Genomic DNA, 19,017 nt, shown 5'->3' with positions numbered 1-19,017 from the left:
GGAGGCGCCTGTGCCTGTCAAATTTACCCCCATCTCGCCCTCTGCCATCAAGCACCCGTTTCTAAGGCCCCTGGCCAACAAGTTCCGGCTGCCTGACCTGATGCCAACACTTCGCCCGCCAGCTACCACTCCCATGGCCGGGAAGAATATCAAGATGGCAAAGGTTCATCCGTTCCTGAAAGTCAGCGATCCGATGACCGTGTTGTCCATAACAACGCATCGTCAGCCAATCAGGTGTATCCCGTTCCACTACCCGAATCTGAGCCTGACCTTCCCCGCCAGCAATGACGACAAGCGGGGCAGTTAGCAGACATACAGAAAGCTGCCTTCCCACCAACATTCACCTGTTTAACATCAAACAGGTGAATGTATACACTCGACCAAGGCAATGACCCAGGACAGAAAATGAAGCAATACAGCACCAACGCTTACGCGGCTGAATCGATCAGTCCGCATCAGGAGCTACGACAAATCGCCTTCAAGGCTCAACGCTGGAATCGGGAGAAATCCCGCCTGCTCGCAGAAGGTGAAGGCATTATTTTGACCGATGACCACTGGGAAGTGATCACCTATCTGCGCAAGCGCTATCTCAAACAGGGTCTGCCCAGGCAGGCCCGAACTCTGGCCCGGGAGCTTAACGAGAAATTCCTCGCCAAAGGCGGAACAAGGTATTTGTATCAACTGTTCGCCGGCGGGCCTGTGACGCAAGGCAGTCGGCTGGCCAACCTCAACTCACCGTCGAACACCACCGACATGTCTTTTGGCAGTGTTTACTAGCCACAGCGTGACGCAGCATAAACATAGTTATACCAGTTTGCATGACAGCACGAAAAAGAGAGACAACCATGAGCAAGAATCAGAAAAGTAACAAAGAAAACAAGAAAAAAGCCCTGTTGACGCCAAAAGAGAAAAAGGCCGCAAAACGCGACAAAGCGCCAATCAACACCCTTGTCGGCGACGCCATCGATAATGGCAAACACCACCGCCAGCAGGGGAAATAATTATGGGCATCAGTGCCACATGATCGGCTGGCAGTGCAAATCGGCACTGACAGCTTCTTTATCAACTTCCCGCACAGCCGTCATCAGCCCGTGATGTACATAAGGTGATCAGAACATGAGTAAAAGCCAGAAAGCCGATAAGGCTAACAAACCAACCCCCCCGCTGACATCAAAGCAAAAGCGCTCCGCCAAGCGCGACAAGGACTCGATCAACCTCACAGAAGCAGGAACAAACAGCGGAAAACATCATCACCAGGACTGGAATTGATCGACGGGTTTCGTCCGGAACAAATGCTCTCACCGTGCTGAGGCGGTGGGGCTTTGACAGGCTATTTTCTGATTAAAATTCTGCCCCTTCGCCCTCTTTTTTAAACCCTTTAATCGTCGGTAGCGTTATCCAGGTGTCCAACCTTGACCAGGATCAACGTGGGCTCTTCCACGCGCGGATGGTGTTGACTCATGTGGGGACTGCGTAGCCAGCTCCCGGCCGGGTATTCGCCATGTTCGTCGATAAACCGGCCTTCGAGCACCACGATCTCCTCGCCGCCCCAGTGCGTATGGGGCTGGAAGACTTCATTGGCCGGCCAGTAGACCAGGGCCGTGCTCTCGGTGCCATAGGTATACAGCAGCAGGACTCGCAGGTTGCCGATCCCGGGCTGCCACTGCTGGTTCTCGGGGCGGAGGACAACATATTGCCTGTCGTCTTGCTGGAATTGCTCCAGCTTCACAAACAACGTGCAGCCTTGCTCGGTAAACGGCGTGTGCCGTGAGCCCGGCGGATTACGCAGGTAAGAGCCCGCCGGGTAATCCCCGTTCTCATCGGAGAACACCCCGTCGAGGACATAGATTTCTTCTCCCATGGGATGCGTATGCGCGCTAAAGGACGAACCGGGTTCAAAGCGGACAAAGCTGGTCGTGTGGCCCGACTCGGCGGCTTCGCGTTCCAGGTGAATGCGTGACACGCCATCCGCCGGGCTCGTCACCCACTGCTGCTCGTCGGCCAGCACGCAGGCCACCTGTGAAAAATCCATGTTAAGCCGATATGAATCTGTCATGCCTCAGCCTTTCAATAACCCGATCACGGCATCGGCGGCACTGCCACTCGACTGCGGATTCTGACCGGTGATTAGATTGCCATCGACGACCGTGTTATCCGCCCAGTCATCAGCCGGGACAAATTCCACGCCCATGTCGCGCAAACGGCTCTCCAGCAGAAACGGCATCAGTTTATCCAGTTGCACGGCTTGCTCTTCGCTGTCGGTAAACGCCGTGACTTTCTTGCCCCTGAGCAGGGAGACGTCATCAACAATCATATTCACAAAGCAAGCCGGACCGTGGCAGACCGCCGCCAGCGGTTTACCCGCCTGGTAGGTATCACGGATCAGGCGTTGCACATGCGGATTGTCCGGCAGGTCAAACATCGTACCGTGGCCCCCCGGGAAGAATACCGCGTCATAATCGGCCGCCTGGAAACTGTCATCCAGGGCGGGCAAGCTTTTCAGCGCGGCCTTCGCCTGTTCGTTTTCATCGGTCGCCTGGTAGTCCTGCAGACTGTTGGCATCCAGCGGCGCATCCCCGCCCGCCGGGCTGGCCACGGTGACGTCATAGCCGCTTTTTAGAAACTTGTGATAGGGAACCGAAAATTCCTCAAACCAGAGTCCGGTTTCGTGGTCATCATCAATGCGACTATGACTAGTAACAATCATCAGGATATGCTTACTCATGGTGCTCCTTTAATACATGACAGAGAGGAAGGGATTGAAGCTAACTGCGTGGACTTGAAAATTATAACGTATGACGACATTGAAAATAACAATGCCATAATTGTGTTTCCTGATGAAAGAGCACTATGCCAGATCCCGGTATGGCCTGGCACATACACATGGATACATGCGCTGTCAGACTAACTCATTCCAGTCTTGCTGAACCTAAAGCAGCCTGGCCTGTTGATCGAGTTTCTTGACAGAGACCGGCAGGGAGGTCCCGAGCTCCTGCGCAAACAACGACACGCGCATTTCCTCCACCATCCAGCGGTAGATCTCCCACTCGGGGCCGAGCTTTTGTTGCGGCGCCTCGCCGATCTGATCATAAACCCGGTTCCAGTGCTTTTGCACCTCTCCCTGGCGTTGTTTATCCGCCGCCAGCGCGCCGCGTTCCAGCTTGTCCAGTCGCAGATTAATGGCCTTGAGATAACGCGGCAGCTGTTTTAGCCAGTGGCGGGGCGTGTGGCTGATAAAGCCTTCGTAGACCAGGCACTCCAGTTGCTGGCGGATATCCTGGATGGCATCAAACCAGGCCAGCGGAATATTACCCTGCAGCCGCCTGGCGGCATTATGGTATTGCGACAAAATCTCGTACAGCCGATCACAGAGGTCATTCGAGACGCGCATCAACTCGCCTTTGGCCTCATCAACCCGGTGATTAAATATCTCCTGTGAACGAATATCCTCGATATCGTCCAGCAGGGCCTCATCGATAATGGCATCGATGAGATCCTGCAACAGGCTTTGCTTGTCGCCGATCGAGGTATAAAACAACTGGCTTTTGTCGATGTGGCGCAGATTCTTGCGCAGATACTTTATTTCCTTGCGGGCCACCAGCCGGAACAGCGCGCGCAGGCCGGGTCTTTGCGCATCACTTGCCTGGGCTTCATCGTTGAACAGGCGCACCGACACACTCTCGCCATCCTCACTGTCATCCACCAGTGCCGGGTAAGCGCGGATCGTCAGCCCGTGTTGCTCCAGCTCCACCACCTCCGGCAGATCGCCGAAGTCCCATTGGGTAATATTCGCCTTCTCAATATCCGAGGTGGGCAGCTCGGCCAGCACCCCTTCACTCAGGGTCGCGAGCTCCTGCTGCAACTGCGCCAGATCCCGGTTGACGCCCAGCACCTGGTTGTCCGGGTTCACCACGCGAAAGTTCATGTGATAAAACTCGGGCAGGTTATCCAGTTGCCAGACGTCACGATCGATGGTGGTGCCACTGATTTTTTGCAAATGCGCCGTCAGGTTGTCGAGTAACGGCCGATTGCGATCATAGTTTGAGGCCAGAAAGTCATCGGCATAACCGGGCACCGGCACAAACTGCTTGCGCAGTGCCTTGGGCAGACACTTGATCAGGGCAATCACCTTGTCGCGCAACAGGCCGGGGACCAGGTAATCGAACGAGGCTTCACGTAACTGACCCAGAACGGCCAGCGGTACGATCACTGTCACCCCGTCCTCAATATGCCCCGGTTCAAAGTGGTAATCCAGCTCGAGCGTGACCCCGTCGACCTCCATGGCGCCGGGGAACTGTGTCTCGTTAACATGTTCCGCCTCATGGCGCATCAGGGATTCTTTTTGCAGATAGAGGATCTCGGGATTCGTTTGCTGCACGGTCTTGAGCCATTTCTCAAAGGCCTTGCCGCTGTAGATCCCTTCCGGAATACGTTCGTCGTAAAACTCGAACAGCGCCTGTTCATCCACCAGAATATCCCGGCGCCGGCTCCTGGCCTCCAGCGATTCGATCTCCTCGATTACCGACTGGTTATATTTAAAGAATGACGCGCGGGTATCATAGTCCCCCTGCACCAGGGCCTCGCGGATAAAGATCTCCCGCGCCAGCACCGGGTCGATGGGGCCATAGTTAACACGCCGTTTCGGGGTAATCGTAATCCCATACAGGGTGGTGCGCTCAAAGGCTGAGACCTGGGCCGGTTTTTTCTGCCAATGAGGCTCCGAATAACTGCGCTTGAGCAAATGAGCCGCGAGCTCTTCCACCCATTCCGGCTCAATCCGTGCCACCACCCGCCCGTACAAGCGGGTGGTCTCCACCAGTTCGGCACACATGATCCACTTGGGCGGCTTTTTGGCCTGCCACGAGCCCGGGTGAATATGAAAACGAATATTGCGCGCGCCAAAAAACTCATTGCTCTCGAGGGACTTGTTGCCGATATTGCCCAGCAGGCCTGACAACAGGGCCCGGTGGATGTCATCATACCCGGCCGCCGTGGTATTGAGTCTGGCGCCCTGCTCTTTGAACAGCGTGTAGATCTGCTGGTAAATATCCCGCCACTCCTGCATCCGGTTGTAGGAGAGAAAATGTTGCTTGCAGAACCTGCGCAGCTTGTTCTGGCTCAGGTGCTTGCGCTTCTCTTCATACAGTTCCCACAGCCTGAGATAAAACAGAAAGTCAGATCGTGGCGCCTTCTTCTTCGAGCTATCTTTTTTGTGTTTGTGCCTGGGTGTATTGATCGGGTTGTCCGGGCCCTCGTTGTCCGGTTCCTCGTCGTCCGGCGGACTGTTAATCAGGCGGTGTTTCTCATCGGCCTGTTGCTGCTTGTCGGCCGGGCGTTCCCGCGGGTCCTGCACACTCAGGGCACTGCCAATAATCAACAGCTCCTGCAGGCAGTTGAACTGCCGGGCCGCGATCAACATGCGACCGATCTTCGGATCCACCGGCAGGCGGGCCAGCTCCTTGCCCAGCGCCGTGACCGTCTGGTGTTCATCGACCGCGCCCAGCTCATACAATAACTTGTAACCATCCTTGATATAGCGGGCGTCCGGCGGCTCGATGAAAGGGAAGTCTTCAATATGCCCCAGCCGCAGGGCCTCCATTTGTAATATCACCGCCGCCAGGTTGGTGCGCCTGATCTCCGGGTCGGTAAACTCGGGCCGCGCGTTAAAATCGGCTTCCGAGTACAGCCGAATACACACCCCTTCAGCAATCCGCCCACAACGCCCCTTGCGCTGATTGGCGCTGGACTGGGAGACCGGCTCGATGGGCAGGCGCTGGATCTTGCTGCGATAACTGTAACGGCTGATCCGGACCGTGCCGGTATCGATCACATAATGGATGCCGGGCACCGTCAACGAGGTCTCGGCGACATTGGTTGCCAGCACAATGCGCCGGTGCCTGGCCGGGCTGAACACCCGGTTTTGTTCCGCGCCACTCAGGCGGGCATATAACGGTAGGATCTCGGTCTGCGGTGGATGATGCTTGCGCAGCGCCTCGGCCGCCTGGCGGATCTCCCGTTCACCACTGAAAAAGATCAGGATATGCCCCGGGCTCTTGCCCTGCGCGGTATCGATCGCCGCCAGCTCATCCACCGCGTCCAGCACGGCCTGCTGCATGTCTTTGGGGGACCCGTCACTGTCATCATCGTCACTGGCTTGTGACTCATCCAACAGTGGCCGATAACGCACCTCGACCGGGTAGGTCCTGCCGGAGACTTCGATCACCGGCGCATCATCAAAATGGCGGGAAAAGCGCTCGGTATCAATCGTCGCCGAGGTGATGATCACCTTCAGATCCGGGCGCTTCGGCAACAGCTGCTTGAGAAAGCCCAGCAGAAAATCGATATTCAGACTGCGTTCGTGGGCCTCATCAATAATCAGGGTGTCATAGTCATTTAAAAAACGATCGCCCTGGATCTCGGCCAGCAAGATCCCGTCGGTCATCAGTTTCAGGTACGTCCCGGGACCCACCCGGTCCTTGAAACGGACCTTGTAACCCACCGTGGCACCCAGCTCACTCTGCAGCTCGTCGGCCACCCGCTCGGCAATGCTGCGCGCCGCCAGGCGCCGCGGTTGCGTGTGGCCAATCATCCCGGCCACGCCCCGGCCCAGCTCCAGACAGATCTTCGGTAACTGGGTCGTCTTGCCCGAGCCCGTCTCCCCGGCCACGATCACCACCTGGTGCTGGTCAATCGCCGCGCGAATCTCATCGCGGCGCTCACTGACCGGCAGATTCTCCGGGTAAGTCGGTTTTGGCAGGCCGACCCGTCGCTGCGCACGCAACGATGCCGAGGCCTGGATATCCGCGACCAGTTTCTGCCATTGCGGGTCAGCGTCGCCAGTCTTGCGCTTTGACTGCCGGAGTTTCTTTAAACGCCGCCGAAAGCGGAATTGATCGCGCAACATGCAGCTGGCAATCTGCTCAGATAATGATTCGGTACTGGATTCCGGCGGCGCGTTCATCAGGTATTATCGGGGGAGTATTGGGGATATTCAAAGGACGCTATGATAGCAATTTCAGGCAGGCCAGTGCTATCGATGCGAGACAAACTCGATCACGCGCCTATCAATTTTCTTCCAATGGTGGCAATAAACGCTCAATTTGCGTAATCAATACCGGGACATCTTGCTTAACGGTTTTATACAACAGAGTATGATCAATCTGACCGTATTCATGCGCCAGGATATTCCTTTGACCGATAATCTTTCGCCAGGGGATTTCCGGATGCGCCTCTGTCAATGTTACTGACACCCGTCTGGCCGCTTCACCGATTATTTCTACGCCCCGTTCAATGGCGCGTAATAGCATCCGGTTATCAAGAAAACTCTCCAGGTTATGATTCGCCATCATCGCCTCAACTTCCCTGGCGGCCTGAAGCATATCCCACAGATGCGCCGCATCCCTGTCCTCAGGCTGCATACAATTCCTTCATGTCCTTTTCAATTGCACGTCGGCGATAGGGATTATTCAATATAGACGGCGTGGCCACATCGACTCGACGGCCAAACAGCGCTTCGAAGGCATCCTGAATCTCGACCATGCCACCGAGTGAAGGCTCTTTGCCTTCTTCAAACTCCACCAACAGATCGATATCACTATCCGGCCGAAGCCCCCCTCTGGCCGCCGAGCCAAACAAACTCAAATGCCGGATGTGATGGCGCTTCACCAGTTGAAGCAGGTCTTCCTGTGAATAATTCAAATCCGTAGTAGCCGATATCGTTCCATGCACAGCCATGCCGTGCTCCATTTGTTGCCCTGCCTTCGCCAGCTGCTTTTTCAATGCCTTTTTCGCGATCTCCCGCTCCCTGGCACGACCACCGCGAATGGCATCGACCAGCGCCAATAATTCATAAAGCCGGGGATCTTTTCGCGCAGCTTTCGGTGCGGATTTATACAGAGGAGAAAACGATTCCCCACGCAGTTCGCCGTCGGACTCGGGCCATACCGGCGGCGGCTCATTATCCGACACCATGTATTTCGCCATCGGCTCGGCCGCGTGCGCGGTTGGAATGCCCCGGTTCATTTCTCCGCGCTCAGGGATGAAGACATACTGGATACCGTGGAGCAGAAACTCCTCGAGATTCCGTGTATTTGGCCGGATGTTCTCACCCGTTTTGACGGCCAACCTGGCCGCCAGCGTGCGCTTTACTGCAGCATGCACTTCCGACGGGCTCATACTGAGTTCATTGGCTAACTGGCTAAATGACCACGGTTTATCACCCATAGCAACCAGCTTTAACAATACCAGGATGTCCTGGGGCTTCAAGTTCATCGACATAGTCTCTGTTCGTGATTCGCGAATAGAGAATAGCAGCCCCGCATGCGGTGTCAAGCGACCAGCATAAAACCACCAGTAACAGAGCGTGTGGCGGTCAGAGCCTGGGCACCCATTCAGAACTGAAGTTACAATTATTCGCCTGAAAAGGTCCTTCTAAGGCTTATTTGAGAGTAAATCTTGAGGTTTCTAATTTTATTTCAATAAGTTGCGTTGGTTCGACCCCGCTCAGGTCCGATCTTTTCTCGTCTCTGCCCGAAGGGCAGATGTAGGAGGGGCTTACAGCCGCGACGGAAAAGAGACAATCCCGTCGCCGATGCGTCGCTCACGGCATCCATGCCTTCCGCGACATTAGTACATCCATGTACGTCAATCGCCTCCTACAATTTCCGTGGTCTTGCCTTCTCCTCTCGCGATGTTCTTGATTCTGCTCTTTTCTAACGACTGCTATCTGCCAACTGCCAACGATCTTTTATTATGACGAACAGCTCATATGCGACACCCCACCGAGGTCACTGACCTCAGGCGGTTTCAGCCGATAGTATTTCTCTTCGATCGCTGGCGACTGCTCGGCGTAAGGTTGCGTCATCACGTCCTGCAGTTCTCTAATCAGCGTGTAGTCCCCCAGGGCCGCTTGCTGATAGGCCGGGGCCAGCAACCATTCCCGCAAACTGTATTTGGGGTTAACGCGTTTCATCTGTGCTGAAATTTCTTCAGGCGTGCTCGGCGCATCGGTAACGAGTGATTTCCATTTTGTCAGCCACTCGGTCCAACGCGTTTCCAGCTCTTCATTCAAATCACGGTAGAAGCTCTTTTTCAGCGGGCCAATATCATCCGGTATCGACGAGAGTTCGCGGAAAAAGAGGGTGTAATCGACCGAGGTTTGCAGCATGAGACTGGCGAGCTCATTGAACAGGTCGACGTCCAACGACGCCAATCCCAGTTTGGCTGCAAACATCGTTTGCATTTCCTCCTGCATCGCGTTGGCAAAGCCATTTCTGATCTCGTCGAGCTGCTGTCTCGCCGCGTAATTCCCTTCCAGTAACGGCCGCAGCGCCGTGCAGAACATCTCGAAGTTGCGTTCGGCGGCCACGGGCTGGTTCCAGAACGAAAAGTGCTCGCCACCGCCCGTCCAGGGCTGGTAGTAGGGATCAAAGACTTCCATGAAGCCGAAGGGCCCGTAATCCAGGGTAATACCTCCCGCCTGCGTGTTGTCGCTGTTGAAATTGCCCTGGCAATAACCGACCCGCATCCAGTTCGCCACCAGCGCGGTCAGGCGGCTGCGAAATTCCCGGGCCAGCAAGACTACTTTCTCGGGGGTACTCAGACCCGGATCGATCACCTCCGCGTACTCCCGCTCGACCAGGTGCAACACCAGCTGCTCCAGTTCCGCCAGCGCAGCGGAGTGTTCCTGCTTGCGCGCCCGGCGACCGAACAGCTCGAGCTGGCCCACCCGAATGAATGACGGGGCCACCCGCGTCGAGATCGCCACCGCTTCAGAGACAATCTGGTCGGGATCGTGTGAGCGTGACCCTTCCGAATACCAGGGTCGCTGCACCTGCTCGGTTTTCGACACATACAGGCTCAAAGACCGGGATGTCGGCACCCCCAGGGCGTGCATGTGCTCCTGGGCCAGGAACTCCCGAACACTCGAGCGCAACACCGCGCGACCGTCCGCGCCGCGGCAGTAGGGCGTGCGACCGCCCCCTTTGAGCTGCATCTCCCAACGTCGGCCCCTATTCAGATCACGGTTCCGATCCCCGTTTCGATCCCCGTTCCGATCGGGCATCACCACCTCAAGCACCGACATGGCACGGCCATCCCCATAGCCGTTACCGGTCTGAAACGGGCACTGCTGGATGTATTCGGTGCCGAAAATAGACAGGGCATACCCCGTCGCCCAGCCCACCGGGCGCATCGGTGCCGGAACCTGCGAAAGATCCCCGCTGAATACCCGCATGAAATCGGCGGACTCTGCCAGGCTGTCGGCAAAACCCAGTTCCTGGAAAAACTGCCGACTGTGGGCGACGTACTCCGGGTTCTCGATTGGCGTAGGTTTCACGGGGACATAATGTCCCGAGAAGACCTGGCGCGGATCGTGATCAGCGCCGTATTCATTCGCCTGCGGATCGCTATTGAGCGTGTCCATGAAGGAATAGTCGGCGAGTGCAGCGAGCTCTTCCATCGTCGAGATGCCGGGGGCCGGTTCCTGGAATAGTTGATTTTTCATAAGGTAATCAGACACTTTTTAACTGGACGTAGAATATGCCATGCAAACGGAGGCGCTGTGAATAAGACTCTACATCAGCGCAGGGGTTCAAAAGGAAATAGTGTCAGACAACAAGGGGCTCTAAGAGTAGAAACAAATGTTCCATGAACGTTGTTGGTCGCGAACAAATTCAATCAGGAATTTTTGTTGATACAGCGGTATGTTTTGCACATGGATGTGCTTATGTCGCGAAGCCAATGGACGACTGAGAGTGGCGCATATGCCAGATATAGCCCGAAATAATGCTTCCTCCTTAAAACAATCTTTTAACCCCTGAATAAAGTGACTTGCGTAGATCAGACCCGCACTCCCAAAGAGAGTTATCTTAAATAGATTCTAGTCGTTCCCTCACCACGCAAGACTATAATAAATCTAACAGAATCAAGACAACGATAATGATAAGCATCGTTGGCAGCATTCCAATTATCAATTCAACTATAGGAGGTAAGTTTTTCATAAACATAACTTGTGTTTATCAGCCATCATTTAATGATGGCTCTTCTAAGTTACTTGCGTGGGTCAGACCCCGCCCTGTATAACGGTTTGTACGCAACACAATCGCGCCGTGGTTGGTGCAGGAGCGGCCCCGTGGCTGTGATCCTCAATCTGTCTGAACGGTGCTGCCTGCCCCGGCTTCTCACTGCCGACCGCTATCTGCCAACTGCCAACTATCTTTGCTCATTTCACTCCGGGAAAAGGCCTCTTAAGCCCCTGTCAGGCCTGGGTCCGCGTATTTATCCGGTAGTTCAACAGCCGGGGAGGCTCCGCCCCGCAGGATATTTAACCGTACAAAACCTTCTCCAGCTTCGCCAGGGCCGCTTTATGTTTTTGTCCGGACATACTGCGAATATTATGCAGCTTCCACTGGATTGCCGGCAGTTTCTCAACGCCCGGTCTGTTCAACAGTTCCCAATCGGGCTCGCCCTGTTTAAACGATAATAAAAATTGCTTTTGCGCATCGGTAAATCGAGCATGTATATCGCCGACCAGTTTTTCTCTCACTGCCTCGAGTTCTTCCAGTCGGGTTTCAATAAGCGACATACCCACAAATTGAGCCTCGAAGACTGATCGCAGCTCCTGAAATTTCGGCTGCAACATCTCGGAAACGGGTCGATTGCCACACAATAAATAAATCAAAAATATCTCATGCAATGACCGTGTCAATCCTTCATGTTCATACAATACCTTTACATCGAACAAGTCCCGCGGATGCTGCCGGTCCAGTGCGGCGCAGAGCTTGCCGGCATACAAATCCTCCAGACTTGATACATTAATCCGGGTATAGCCAAAGACTTCTTCGACCGGCTTGCTGACTTCCCGCTCTGACGGTGAGTTGACTACTCCACGCATCACCGGCGATGTTTCAATCACAATTTCCTCACCAGCCTGGTGGACCAGGATTTTACAGTCCATTCCCGACCTGGTTTTCAGCTTATCAACCCGCGCATCTGGCAGGCTTTGCGCAATCCTCTCCCCGATCCGGTCCATGGCGACCTGGATATTCGCCAATGCCTCATCGCGCGGTTCAAGCGGCAGATACACCAGGTCAATATCCACGGATAACCGTGGCATATCCCGCACAAACAGGTTGATGGCCGTTCCGCCTTTCAGGGCAAACACCGGCTCCCGGGCAATCTGCGGCAACACACGCACCAACAACCGGACCCGGGCATAATAGGGATTATCCGGGCCGAACATAAAAGGACTCCGGTACGGTGATTAAATAGGTCATATCCAGCTTACCTCCCTGTACGATACTGCGTTTACCCTTTCCTATGTCGACCTGCTTTACCGCCACCCGCTCCAGCCAGGGGTGTTGATAATAATCCGCCAGAAACAAAAACAGCCGCCGGGCCTTGACGTGGGTACAGGCCATCAGCAGATTGGTGACCCGCTCGGGGCGCAGCGTGGTCAGACCCTGCATCAGTTCCGCCGCATGGGTAAACGAAAATTCGTCATGCACATCGGACAACATTTCCAGGATCGCCCGCTCTGGCTCCGCGATTGTCAGCGGCCATTTCCTGATCGGCCCCGGCCAGGTCACCAATCCCATCGCCCGGGCATGCTCGGCAAACAGTCCCCGGGAATGAAATACCGGCTCCGCATCCAGTGGCAAGGCCTTGAACCAGGCAGGTATCGCGCCCCGACCATAAAGATGAATCTTCCCTTCGCTGCGCAGGCGCAAATACTGCGCGTGCCCCTGCAGATTCAGCGCCGACTCGCCGCCCGGATGCCAGGTCGTCGCCACGGTATGTTGCCAGGACGCCACGGCAGCCTGCCAGGACAACTCCGTCCCGGGCCGGGCATAGGCGCCGGAGCCCAACCTGATCAACCAGCCGTTTTTGACATATTTGTAGATCAGTTGCCTGGAGTATCCCTGCCGCTGGAGCCACTGGCCGGGTACCACCGCCCCTTCCGGCAGGATATTCTGCAAAAGGTTTAATTTCTCTTTTTTCAGTAAACTCATGGTTTACTATATAGGCTATTTATAAACCTTTTGCCAGTCGCGGGTTTACTTATCATCAAAATAATAGACCACTGGTTTACTAATATGTAATTTATTAAACCATTTAGCCCGAATAAATTTATCACTATTTGTTTTAAAGGGTTTTGCCAGACAATTCGGGTAATTGCCCGCCTACTGCAAACAGCACTTCTTGTACTTCTTGCCGCTGCCGCAGGGACAGGGATCGTTACGCCCGATCTTCGGCCCGGCCACACGGGGCTCCCGGGGTTCGGCCGCCTCCGCCAGGACCCGGGCGATGCTGTTGCCCAGGTCGGCATAACTGCGCATGGCCTCCTCGAACAGATCAAACAGGGTGGCGGCATAGGCCTCGATCGCATCACCGGGTTTGCCCAGCTCCCGGTAATAGGACTGTGCCAGATCCCGGTTCGCGAAGAAGGTCAGGATCATCACGCTGCTGCCCAGTTCCTCATCCAGCTCGTCCGGGGTGTATTCATCCCACAACGCCATCATCCCGTCATGCGCCTGGGCAAATCCCGTCGACCACTGCCCCAGGGCGGTTTCATCACCCACGTTGTTGATCGGCGGCTGAAGGATCTCGACATCTTCCGGCAGGCCCACCTCGCCGGAAACCACCTGCAGATTGATACGGTTGTAGAGCTCGAAAATTGCCTGGTAAACCGCCTGCGCCTCCGCCTCATCGGCGAAACCGGGATCCTCGTCATTAAAGATCAGCGGCATCCATTCGGAGGGTTTGATCATGTCCGGCGCGCAGGCCAACCCGAACAGAAAGCCCTGCAACTGGTGAAAGGTCAACGTGCCTTGCGGTCGCGACGGCGCGACAAGAAAAGCGGTGAGTAGCTGATTTTGATCTTCAGACATAGCAAAACAAACTGTCAGGGTGTGTGGCCATTATAGCGCGCAGGCGACTCGCCTGTCGCAATTGACCAGCAACCAAAACCTGGCCTGGCCAACGTATCCAGCACCACCGGCGAGAATGAGCCGGAACAGAACATCCTGCCATTCGGGGTCAGTTCAAGTATGCAGTTTTTTCTTAAAGCGAACATTTCATCCCTGAAAATGGCCTTCTAAGCCCCGATCAGACCTGAATTTTGCCCCTTTATCATTGTGTTTCAACGGTTTGCGGTGGTCCGACCCTCGTTCAGATCCTTTGTGGCTCGAAAATCAACACCTGCCTCATTCATTACAAGCTCAGAGGCAGAGCCACCAATCAATACATAGTGCTCTGTAAAATCAGCAAAGTGTTCTCGGAATAAATCCAGTCCTCTAATCATAAGTAACGTTCCAGCATCTCTTCGAGCACCATTTCAATACGCTCATCAGTTTCTCCCTGAAAACTTAGATACAGTGAAAAAGGATCAACCATACCATCTACTTCCAGAACCTTTGGATCATAGCGCCATACTTGCAGTAAACAGGTTCCAGGCTCATCCACAGGGATAGTCTCTACACCTTCTTTCTCTAATCGTTTCCAGGTGTCGGCACTTACGGCATATTCAGGAATATCTCGCTCAGCCATCATGGTTTGTTTTGACAATGCGGTAAGACCCGCTGCCAGAGCGTCTCCAGCTAGAAATACATCATTGCGCTTCATATCCCGCTCAGCGATCAGCTTTTGATGGCGAACAGGACTCTTTAGCCTGGGTAGTGCTTTTTTCCAGATATGCCGCTTTTCCAGCGCAAGCGTTAGCAGGCGTTCCCTTCCAATGCGCTCTACATGCCCGAGTTCCATGGCTTCCAGCTCATCAAAGGAGCGACTCATCGTCATCGTGCTGTAAAAGAGCTTTTTAGAGAGTACAAGGGGGCTAACAGGCTCCCTGATGCGTCCAAGCAAGCCATAAATCAGCACCACCTGGGTTGCCGGGCTCAAATGGCCTGGTTTCTTGCCTTTCTTGCTTGCTGAGCGGCTACGAAGCTCCATACCCATGCCAGGCAAATACATCTGTACATTTGGCACAACAAAGGAAATTCCCTTTTCAATCATACGCTTACGTACATAGCTGGGCAGAGATTCAGCAACCACACAAACATCATCCAGCTCAAAACCGGAAATCTGGGCAAAATGCTTCAAAAACTGACCAGGCTTAAATTCGTCTTCCTGCTTCAGAAATACAGCCAAATAAGACATAGTTCCCAATCTCATATCGGTGAGATCATATAGGCGCGTCATGAAGAACGGTAAATGGCTCGTACCATGGCTATGCATGGCAACTTTCATTCCCGTCACTTCATCGAGATAGTCTTTTAGTTTTGTCTCAAGTTGTTCCATAAGCGCTTAAAATAACATATTTTCTGCACGATAACATGGTTACTGTTATCGTGCAATATAGAGGTATCTTGTTGTTTTTTCTAGGTATTGTATTTCTCCCGCCTACGACGGAAGGCTTCTTCTGTACCGTCCATGATATCGAGAACGGCTTTGGTTACCGCCTCTTGGTCCAGCCCACCATTGGCGAGAACCTCTCCCTTACCATCACGCGCTTCGAAGGCGTAAACTAGCTCGGCATCTCCGTTTACCGGCAGATTGGCATTATCTGTAGCCATGATGAGCTGGCGCTTTGATTTCACCTTACCGCAGCATCGGAATCAGCTCTCTAAACACAAAATTGGAGTCCAGCTCATCCTCAGGCTGATCAATAACCAATGGTCCGCCATCCTGAGCCAACAACAATGCCAGCTCTGCAGTATTACGCTGTCCGTCAGACAGGCTACCTTTCGCGATGCTGCCTGCTTCAGTGCCATCAGGTCGAAAAAGCCTCATATCGACAGCATTCTCTACCCGAGCAACCTGCAAGGATTCCCATTTCTGAGCATTTTCACTAATATGCCTGAATAACTCTGTCGACAACTGCGTTAGGTCGGATCCTGCCGACTGCCAACTGTCTTTCATTTCACCCCGGAAAAAGACCTTTTAAGCGCCTGTGAGGCCCTGGAATTTGAGTATTTGTCGGGTAGTTCAATAGCTTGCGGAGGTTCGGCCCTGAGGCAGGATAGCGATAAAATCTGGATGCCGCTAAAATCATGCACAGCCCGGTTAACCAGGTGAACAATGCCATGATCCAGTTTCATCTCTCCAAAACACTCAGCAAGGACCTGGCCATGCATCTGAGCCAGGCGCAAGCGGTCAACGCGAGCGCCATGCAGTGGTACGCCCATCGGGTGACGGTGCTGCGGCGCAAATGCATCATCGCCATGGAGTGGCAAAGCCGCTATAGCATGGTGTTTTGCGGCCTGACCAAAAACGAATTCAGTCAGTTTCCAGAGATCTTTGCCGACCGCCTGTGGCGAGAGGCAGTCTCGCTCTGCCAGCTTGACGAACACGGCTCAGAAAAACTCGTGGCCTTGATCGAGATGCTCTCGGCGGAACAGCATTTCCAGACCGGCAGCGACCGCAGCGTGCAGGCCCACATCAACGATGTCGCCTGGCACCTGAAAGACATGGCCGGGCGGATTGGCCACCTGCCCGAATCACCCGAAGATGCCTTCGGCTTTGGCGTGCAGATGAATGAGTGGTTGCGCAAATGCAAGGGCGACAAAGACTACTTCAAACCCATCGAGGTGTTTCGGGATTTCTGGCTGGGGATGCTGGAACACGTGGCATTGGAACAACGAGACATCGCCCACTTCCCTGCCTAAAGGCATGGCAGAATGCTTCCTCCTTAAAGCGAACATTTCATCCCTGAAAATGGCCTTCTAAGCCAGATCAGGCCTAAATTTTGCCCCTTTATCATTGTGTTTGAATGGTTTGCGGTGGTCCGACCCTCGCACCCAGGTTATTTCGGTACCACAGCCAGGTGGCAGAGAGGCAGAGAGGCAGAGCCAGGTTATTTCGGCATAATATTGCATATTGCAATGCTCAGCGGATAACATGACATTTTTATAATTTACGGAAGTCTGATTCAAAATATTTCATATCACCTGACTTTATCCAGCGGTACAGCTTAACCATCATTTTTTCAAATTCAACGACATCACGAGTCACGCATTCCCATACAACTGCAACTCTCCAGTCATGTTCTATCAGGTGCTGAACTACTCTCTCATCACGCGACTTATTCTTTCTAAATTTCTCTTGCCATTTCTCTGAGTAATTTCTATCTGAATAGGCCAATTTACAGCCTTTATGCTGGTGCCAGAAACAGCCATGAATAAAAACTGCTACTCGATCCTTGGATAAAACTACATCAGGTGTAATTTTGCCAATTTTCTTGTTTAGCTTGTACCTATACCCCAATCTATGCAGCGCACTTCGCACAACAATTTCTGGCTTTGTATTATTGCTGCGTATACCAGACATCATCCTGCTTCGTGTCTTTTTATCTACAATATCAGCCATATGATTATTTGCTAGGACCTGGAATTGGATACGAAACCTGGTATCATCGAGTAACAATTATAAAAGACCATATAGATATGAAAAGCCCTTTTAAAATCATAGACTTATTCGCCGGTCCGGGTGGCCTAGGCGAAGGATTTTCCGGGTATAAGACCAAATCAGGTGACAGCCCTTTTAAGATAGCTCTTTCTGTAGAGATGGAGCAAAGCGCACATAAGACACTAGCCTTAAGAGCATTTTATCGCCAATTTCCAGAAAGTGAAGTTCCAGAGGAATACTATCAATACCTCGCTGGAAACATGGGAAAATCACCAGAGGATGAACTGTATAAAATCCCGCATTTAAGGTCTTACGCAAATAAAGCTAAAGATGAAGCAAGAAATCTTACCCTCGGTACTGACAACAGGGAAATATTCAAATCAATCAAGAAAGCTCTGGGAAAAAACACTAGAAACTGGGTTTTAATTGGCGGGCCTCCTTGCCAGGCATATTCAATAGTTGGTCGATCGCGAAATAAAGGTATAGATGGCTATATAGCAGAAGAAGATAAAAGAAATTTTCTGTACAAAGAATATCTAAGAGTGATCTCCAAATTCCAGCCTGCCGTATTTGTTATGGAAAATGTCAAAGGTATGCTATCGGCAAAAATAGCAGGAGAATTAATATTTAAACAGATACGCAATGATCTTAGATGCCCGTCTAAAGCCTTGAAGAATTCAGACGCGCGTGTTGAATATGAAATCCTGCCTTTAGTAGAGCCAGAACAAACTGATTTATTTACTCTGGACAAAATTAACCCAAAAGATTACCTGATAATGTCCGAGAATTATGGAATACCTCAGACAAGACATCGTGTAATACTTCTTGGCGTACGGTCAGATATATTAAAGAACTGGAATAACAATTTTATTAACAAAACAACCCCGCCAATTACCAGAACAATAATACAAGATTTACCAAAATTAAGAAGCGGCCTTTCAAAAGAAACAGATACATGTGAAAACTGGGTTAGTGAGATATTAACCAAAAGTGAAAAATTACTATCACAAACTAACAAGTTAGGCCTGTCAGATGTAAGTGGATGTATTGATCAGTCACTAGAACGGATATCACGAGCTGATCTACACCGCGGGGTAAACTGGTCTACAGAAAAATGTTCTGGAATGAGTAAAAAATTAGATCGGAAATTTCGCAACTGGTTTATTGATAAAACTGGGTGGCGAGGTGTGGTAAATCATGAAACAAAATCCCATATACAAGCTGACCTCCACAGGTATTTATTCAGTGCCTGTTATTCACGTGTAAAAAATGGTGAGATACCCAGAACAAAGGATTTCCCTCCAATGCTACGCGCAGACCATGCAAACTGGGAGACAGGACATTTTTCAGACAGATTCAGGACCCAAGCTTCGAATCAGGTTGCGAAAACAATCACAAGCCATATAGCTAAAGATGGCCATTATTATATTCATTATGACCCTGCCCAATGCAGAAGTTTAACAGTCAGAGAGGCTGCAAGAATACAGACATTTCCAGACAATTACTTTTTCGTCGGGACAAGAACTCAACAATATATACAGGTTGGTAACGCAGTACCACCATACTTGGCTAGACAAATAGCAGACATAGTATTTTCATTGCTTTAAAACTAAT

General features: G+C 52.5%; 17 protein-coding genes and 1 pseudogene. 6 read left to right on the top strand and 12 right to left on the bottom strand.

All coding sequences use genetic code 11. The annotated features are described in order from the left end of the window. Window positions 1-154: 154 nt before the first annotated feature. The 4 genes from U5K34_RS06610 (at window position 155) to U5K34_RS06595 (ending at window position 1,269) form a co-directional block, all read left to right on the top strand. A complete protein-coding gene (locus U5K34_RS06610; protein ID WP_322567660.1) occupies window positions 155-307 on the top strand; it encodes a hypothetical protein in 153 nt (50 codons plus the stop codon). Between the two features lie 98 nt (window positions 308-405). Next, a complete protein-coding gene (locus U5K34_RS06605) occupies window positions 406-777 on the top strand; it encodes a TusE/DsrC/DsvC family sulfur relay protein (RefSeq protein WP_322567659.1) in 372 nt (123 codons plus the stop codon). 68 nt (window positions 778-845) lie between these two features. Continuing rightward, window positions 846-1,001: a hypothetical protein gene (locus U5K34_RS06600; protein ID WP_322567658.1), complete on the top strand. Its 156-nt coding sequence runs from the start codon at window positions 846-848 to the stop codon at window positions 999-1,001. Between the two features lie 115 nt (window positions 1,002-1,116). Continuing rightward, window positions 1,117-1,269 (top strand): hypothetical protein, encoded by a 153-nt coding sequence (locus U5K34_RS06595; protein WP_322567657.1) that lies wholly within the window; start codon window positions 1,117-1,119, stop codon window positions 1,267-1,269. Between the two features lie 109 nt (window positions 1,270-1,378). Here the strand turns inward: U5K34_RS06595 and U5K34_RS06590 are convergent, their stop codons facing one another. The 11 genes and pseudogenes from U5K34_RS06590 to U5K34_RS16080 form a co-directional block, all read right to left on the bottom strand. Then, the gene (locus tag U5K34_RS06590; protein ID WP_322567656.1) at window positions 1,379-2,056 is read right to left on the bottom strand and encodes a cupin domain-containing protein; all 678 of its coding nucleotides are present in this window, start codon (window positions 2,054-2,056) and stop codon (window positions 1,379-1,381) included. Window positions 2,057-2,059: 3 nt separating this feature from the next. Continuing rightward, window positions 2,060-2,725, bottom strand: a complete 666-nt coding sequence (locus tag U5K34_RS06585) for a type 1 glutamine amidotransferase domain-containing protein (protein WP_322567655.1) — start codon at window positions 2,723-2,725, stop codon at window positions 2,060-2,062. Window positions 2,726-2,929: 204 nt separating this feature from the next. Next, window positions 2,930-6,961, bottom strand: a complete 4,032-nt coding sequence (hrpA, locus tag U5K34_RS06580) for an ATP-dependent RNA helicase HrpA (RefSeq protein ID WP_322567654.1) — start codon at window positions 6,959-6,961, stop codon at window positions 2,930-2,932. Window positions 6,962-7,064: 103 nt separating this feature from the next. Then, window positions 7,065-7,418 (bottom strand): DUF86 domain-containing protein, encoded by a 354-nt coding sequence (locus U5K34_RS06575; RefSeq protein WP_322567653.1) that lies wholly within the window; start codon window positions 7,416-7,418, stop codon window positions 7,065-7,067. Further along, window positions 7,408-8,271 (bottom strand): nucleotidyltransferase family protein, encoded by an 864-nt coding sequence (locus U5K34_RS06570; protein WP_322567652.1) that lies wholly within the window; start codon window positions 8,269-8,271, stop codon window positions 7,408-7,410. Before U5K34_RS06570 ends, U5K34_RS06575 begins: the two co-directional genes overlap by 11 nt. A 478-nt stretch (window positions 8,272-8,749) precedes the next feature. Beyond that, window positions 8,750-10,504, bottom strand: a complete 1,755-nt coding sequence (locus U5K34_RS06565; RefSeq protein WP_322567651.1) for a protein adenylyltransferase SelO — start codon at window positions 10,502-10,504, stop codon at window positions 8,750-8,752. An 819-nt stretch (window positions 10,505-11,323) separates the two neighbouring features. Further along, window positions 11,324-12,241 carry a nucleotidyl transferase AbiEii/AbiGii toxin family protein gene (locus tag U5K34_RS06560; protein WP_322567650.1) on the bottom strand — a complete coding sequence of 306 codons (918 nt, stop codon included), beginning with the start codon at window positions 12,239-12,241 and terminating at the stop codon, window positions 11,324-11,326. Continuing rightward, window positions 12,225-13,010, bottom strand: coding sequence for a type IV toxin-antitoxin system AbiEi family antitoxin domain-containing protein (locus tag U5K34_RS06555; protein ID WP_322567649.1), 786 nt, complete (start codon window positions 13,008-13,010; stop codon window positions 12,225-12,227). The genes U5K34_RS06560 and U5K34_RS06555 overlap by 17 nt, the downstream gene beginning before the upstream one ends. A gap of 171 nt (window positions 13,011-13,181) precedes the next feature. Further along, window positions 13,182-13,889, bottom strand: coding sequence for a UPF0149 family protein (locus U5K34_RS06550; RefSeq protein ID WP_322567648.1), 708 nt, complete (start codon window positions 13,887-13,889; stop codon window positions 13,182-13,184). A gap of 409 nt (window positions 13,890-14,298) precedes the next feature. Then, complete coding sequence (locus U5K34_RS06545; protein ID WP_322567647.1) at window positions 14,299-15,297, bottom strand: hypothetical protein; 999 nt, start codon at window positions 15,295-15,297, stop codon at window positions 14,299-14,301. A gap of 80 nt (window positions 15,298-15,377) precedes the next feature. Then, window positions 15,378-15,873: pseudogene (locus U5K34_RS16080) on the bottom strand (TrlF family ATPase); the annotation flags it as partial. 176 nt (window positions 15,874-16,049) lie between these two features. Between U5K34_RS16080 and U5K34_RS06530 the strand changes: the two are divergent. After that, a complete protein-coding gene (locus U5K34_RS06530; RefSeq protein WP_322567644.1) occupies window positions 16,050-16,664 on the top strand; it encodes a DUF6933 domain-containing protein in 615 nt (204 codons plus the stop codon). A gap of 241 nt (window positions 16,665-16,905) precedes the next feature. On the opposite strand, the gene U5K34_RS06525 is transcribed toward U5K34_RS06530, so the two are convergent. Then, window positions 16,906-17,364, bottom strand: a complete 459-nt coding sequence (locus U5K34_RS06525) for a DNA mismatch endonuclease Vsr (protein ID WP_322567643.1) — start codon at window positions 17,362-17,364, stop codon at window positions 16,906-16,908. Window positions 17,365-17,441: 77 nt separating this feature from the next. On the opposite strand from U5K34_RS06525, the gene U5K34_RS06520 reads away from it, so the two are divergent. Next, entirely contained in the window at window positions 17,442-19,010 is a 1,569-nt protein-coding gene (locus U5K34_RS06520) for a DNA cytosine methyltransferase (RefSeq protein ID WP_322567642.1), read from the top strand. Window positions 19,011-19,017: the final 7 nt, after the last annotated feature.

It is taken from the genome of Thiohalophilus sp., assembly GCF_034521165.1.
Classification (GTDB): domain Bacteria; phylum Pseudomonadota; class Gammaproteobacteria; order UBA6429; family Thiohalophilaceae; genus Thiohalophilus.
The sequence above is the reverse complement of the archived record's forward strand: the minus strand, read 5'-3'. Positions and strand labels throughout refer to the sequence as shown.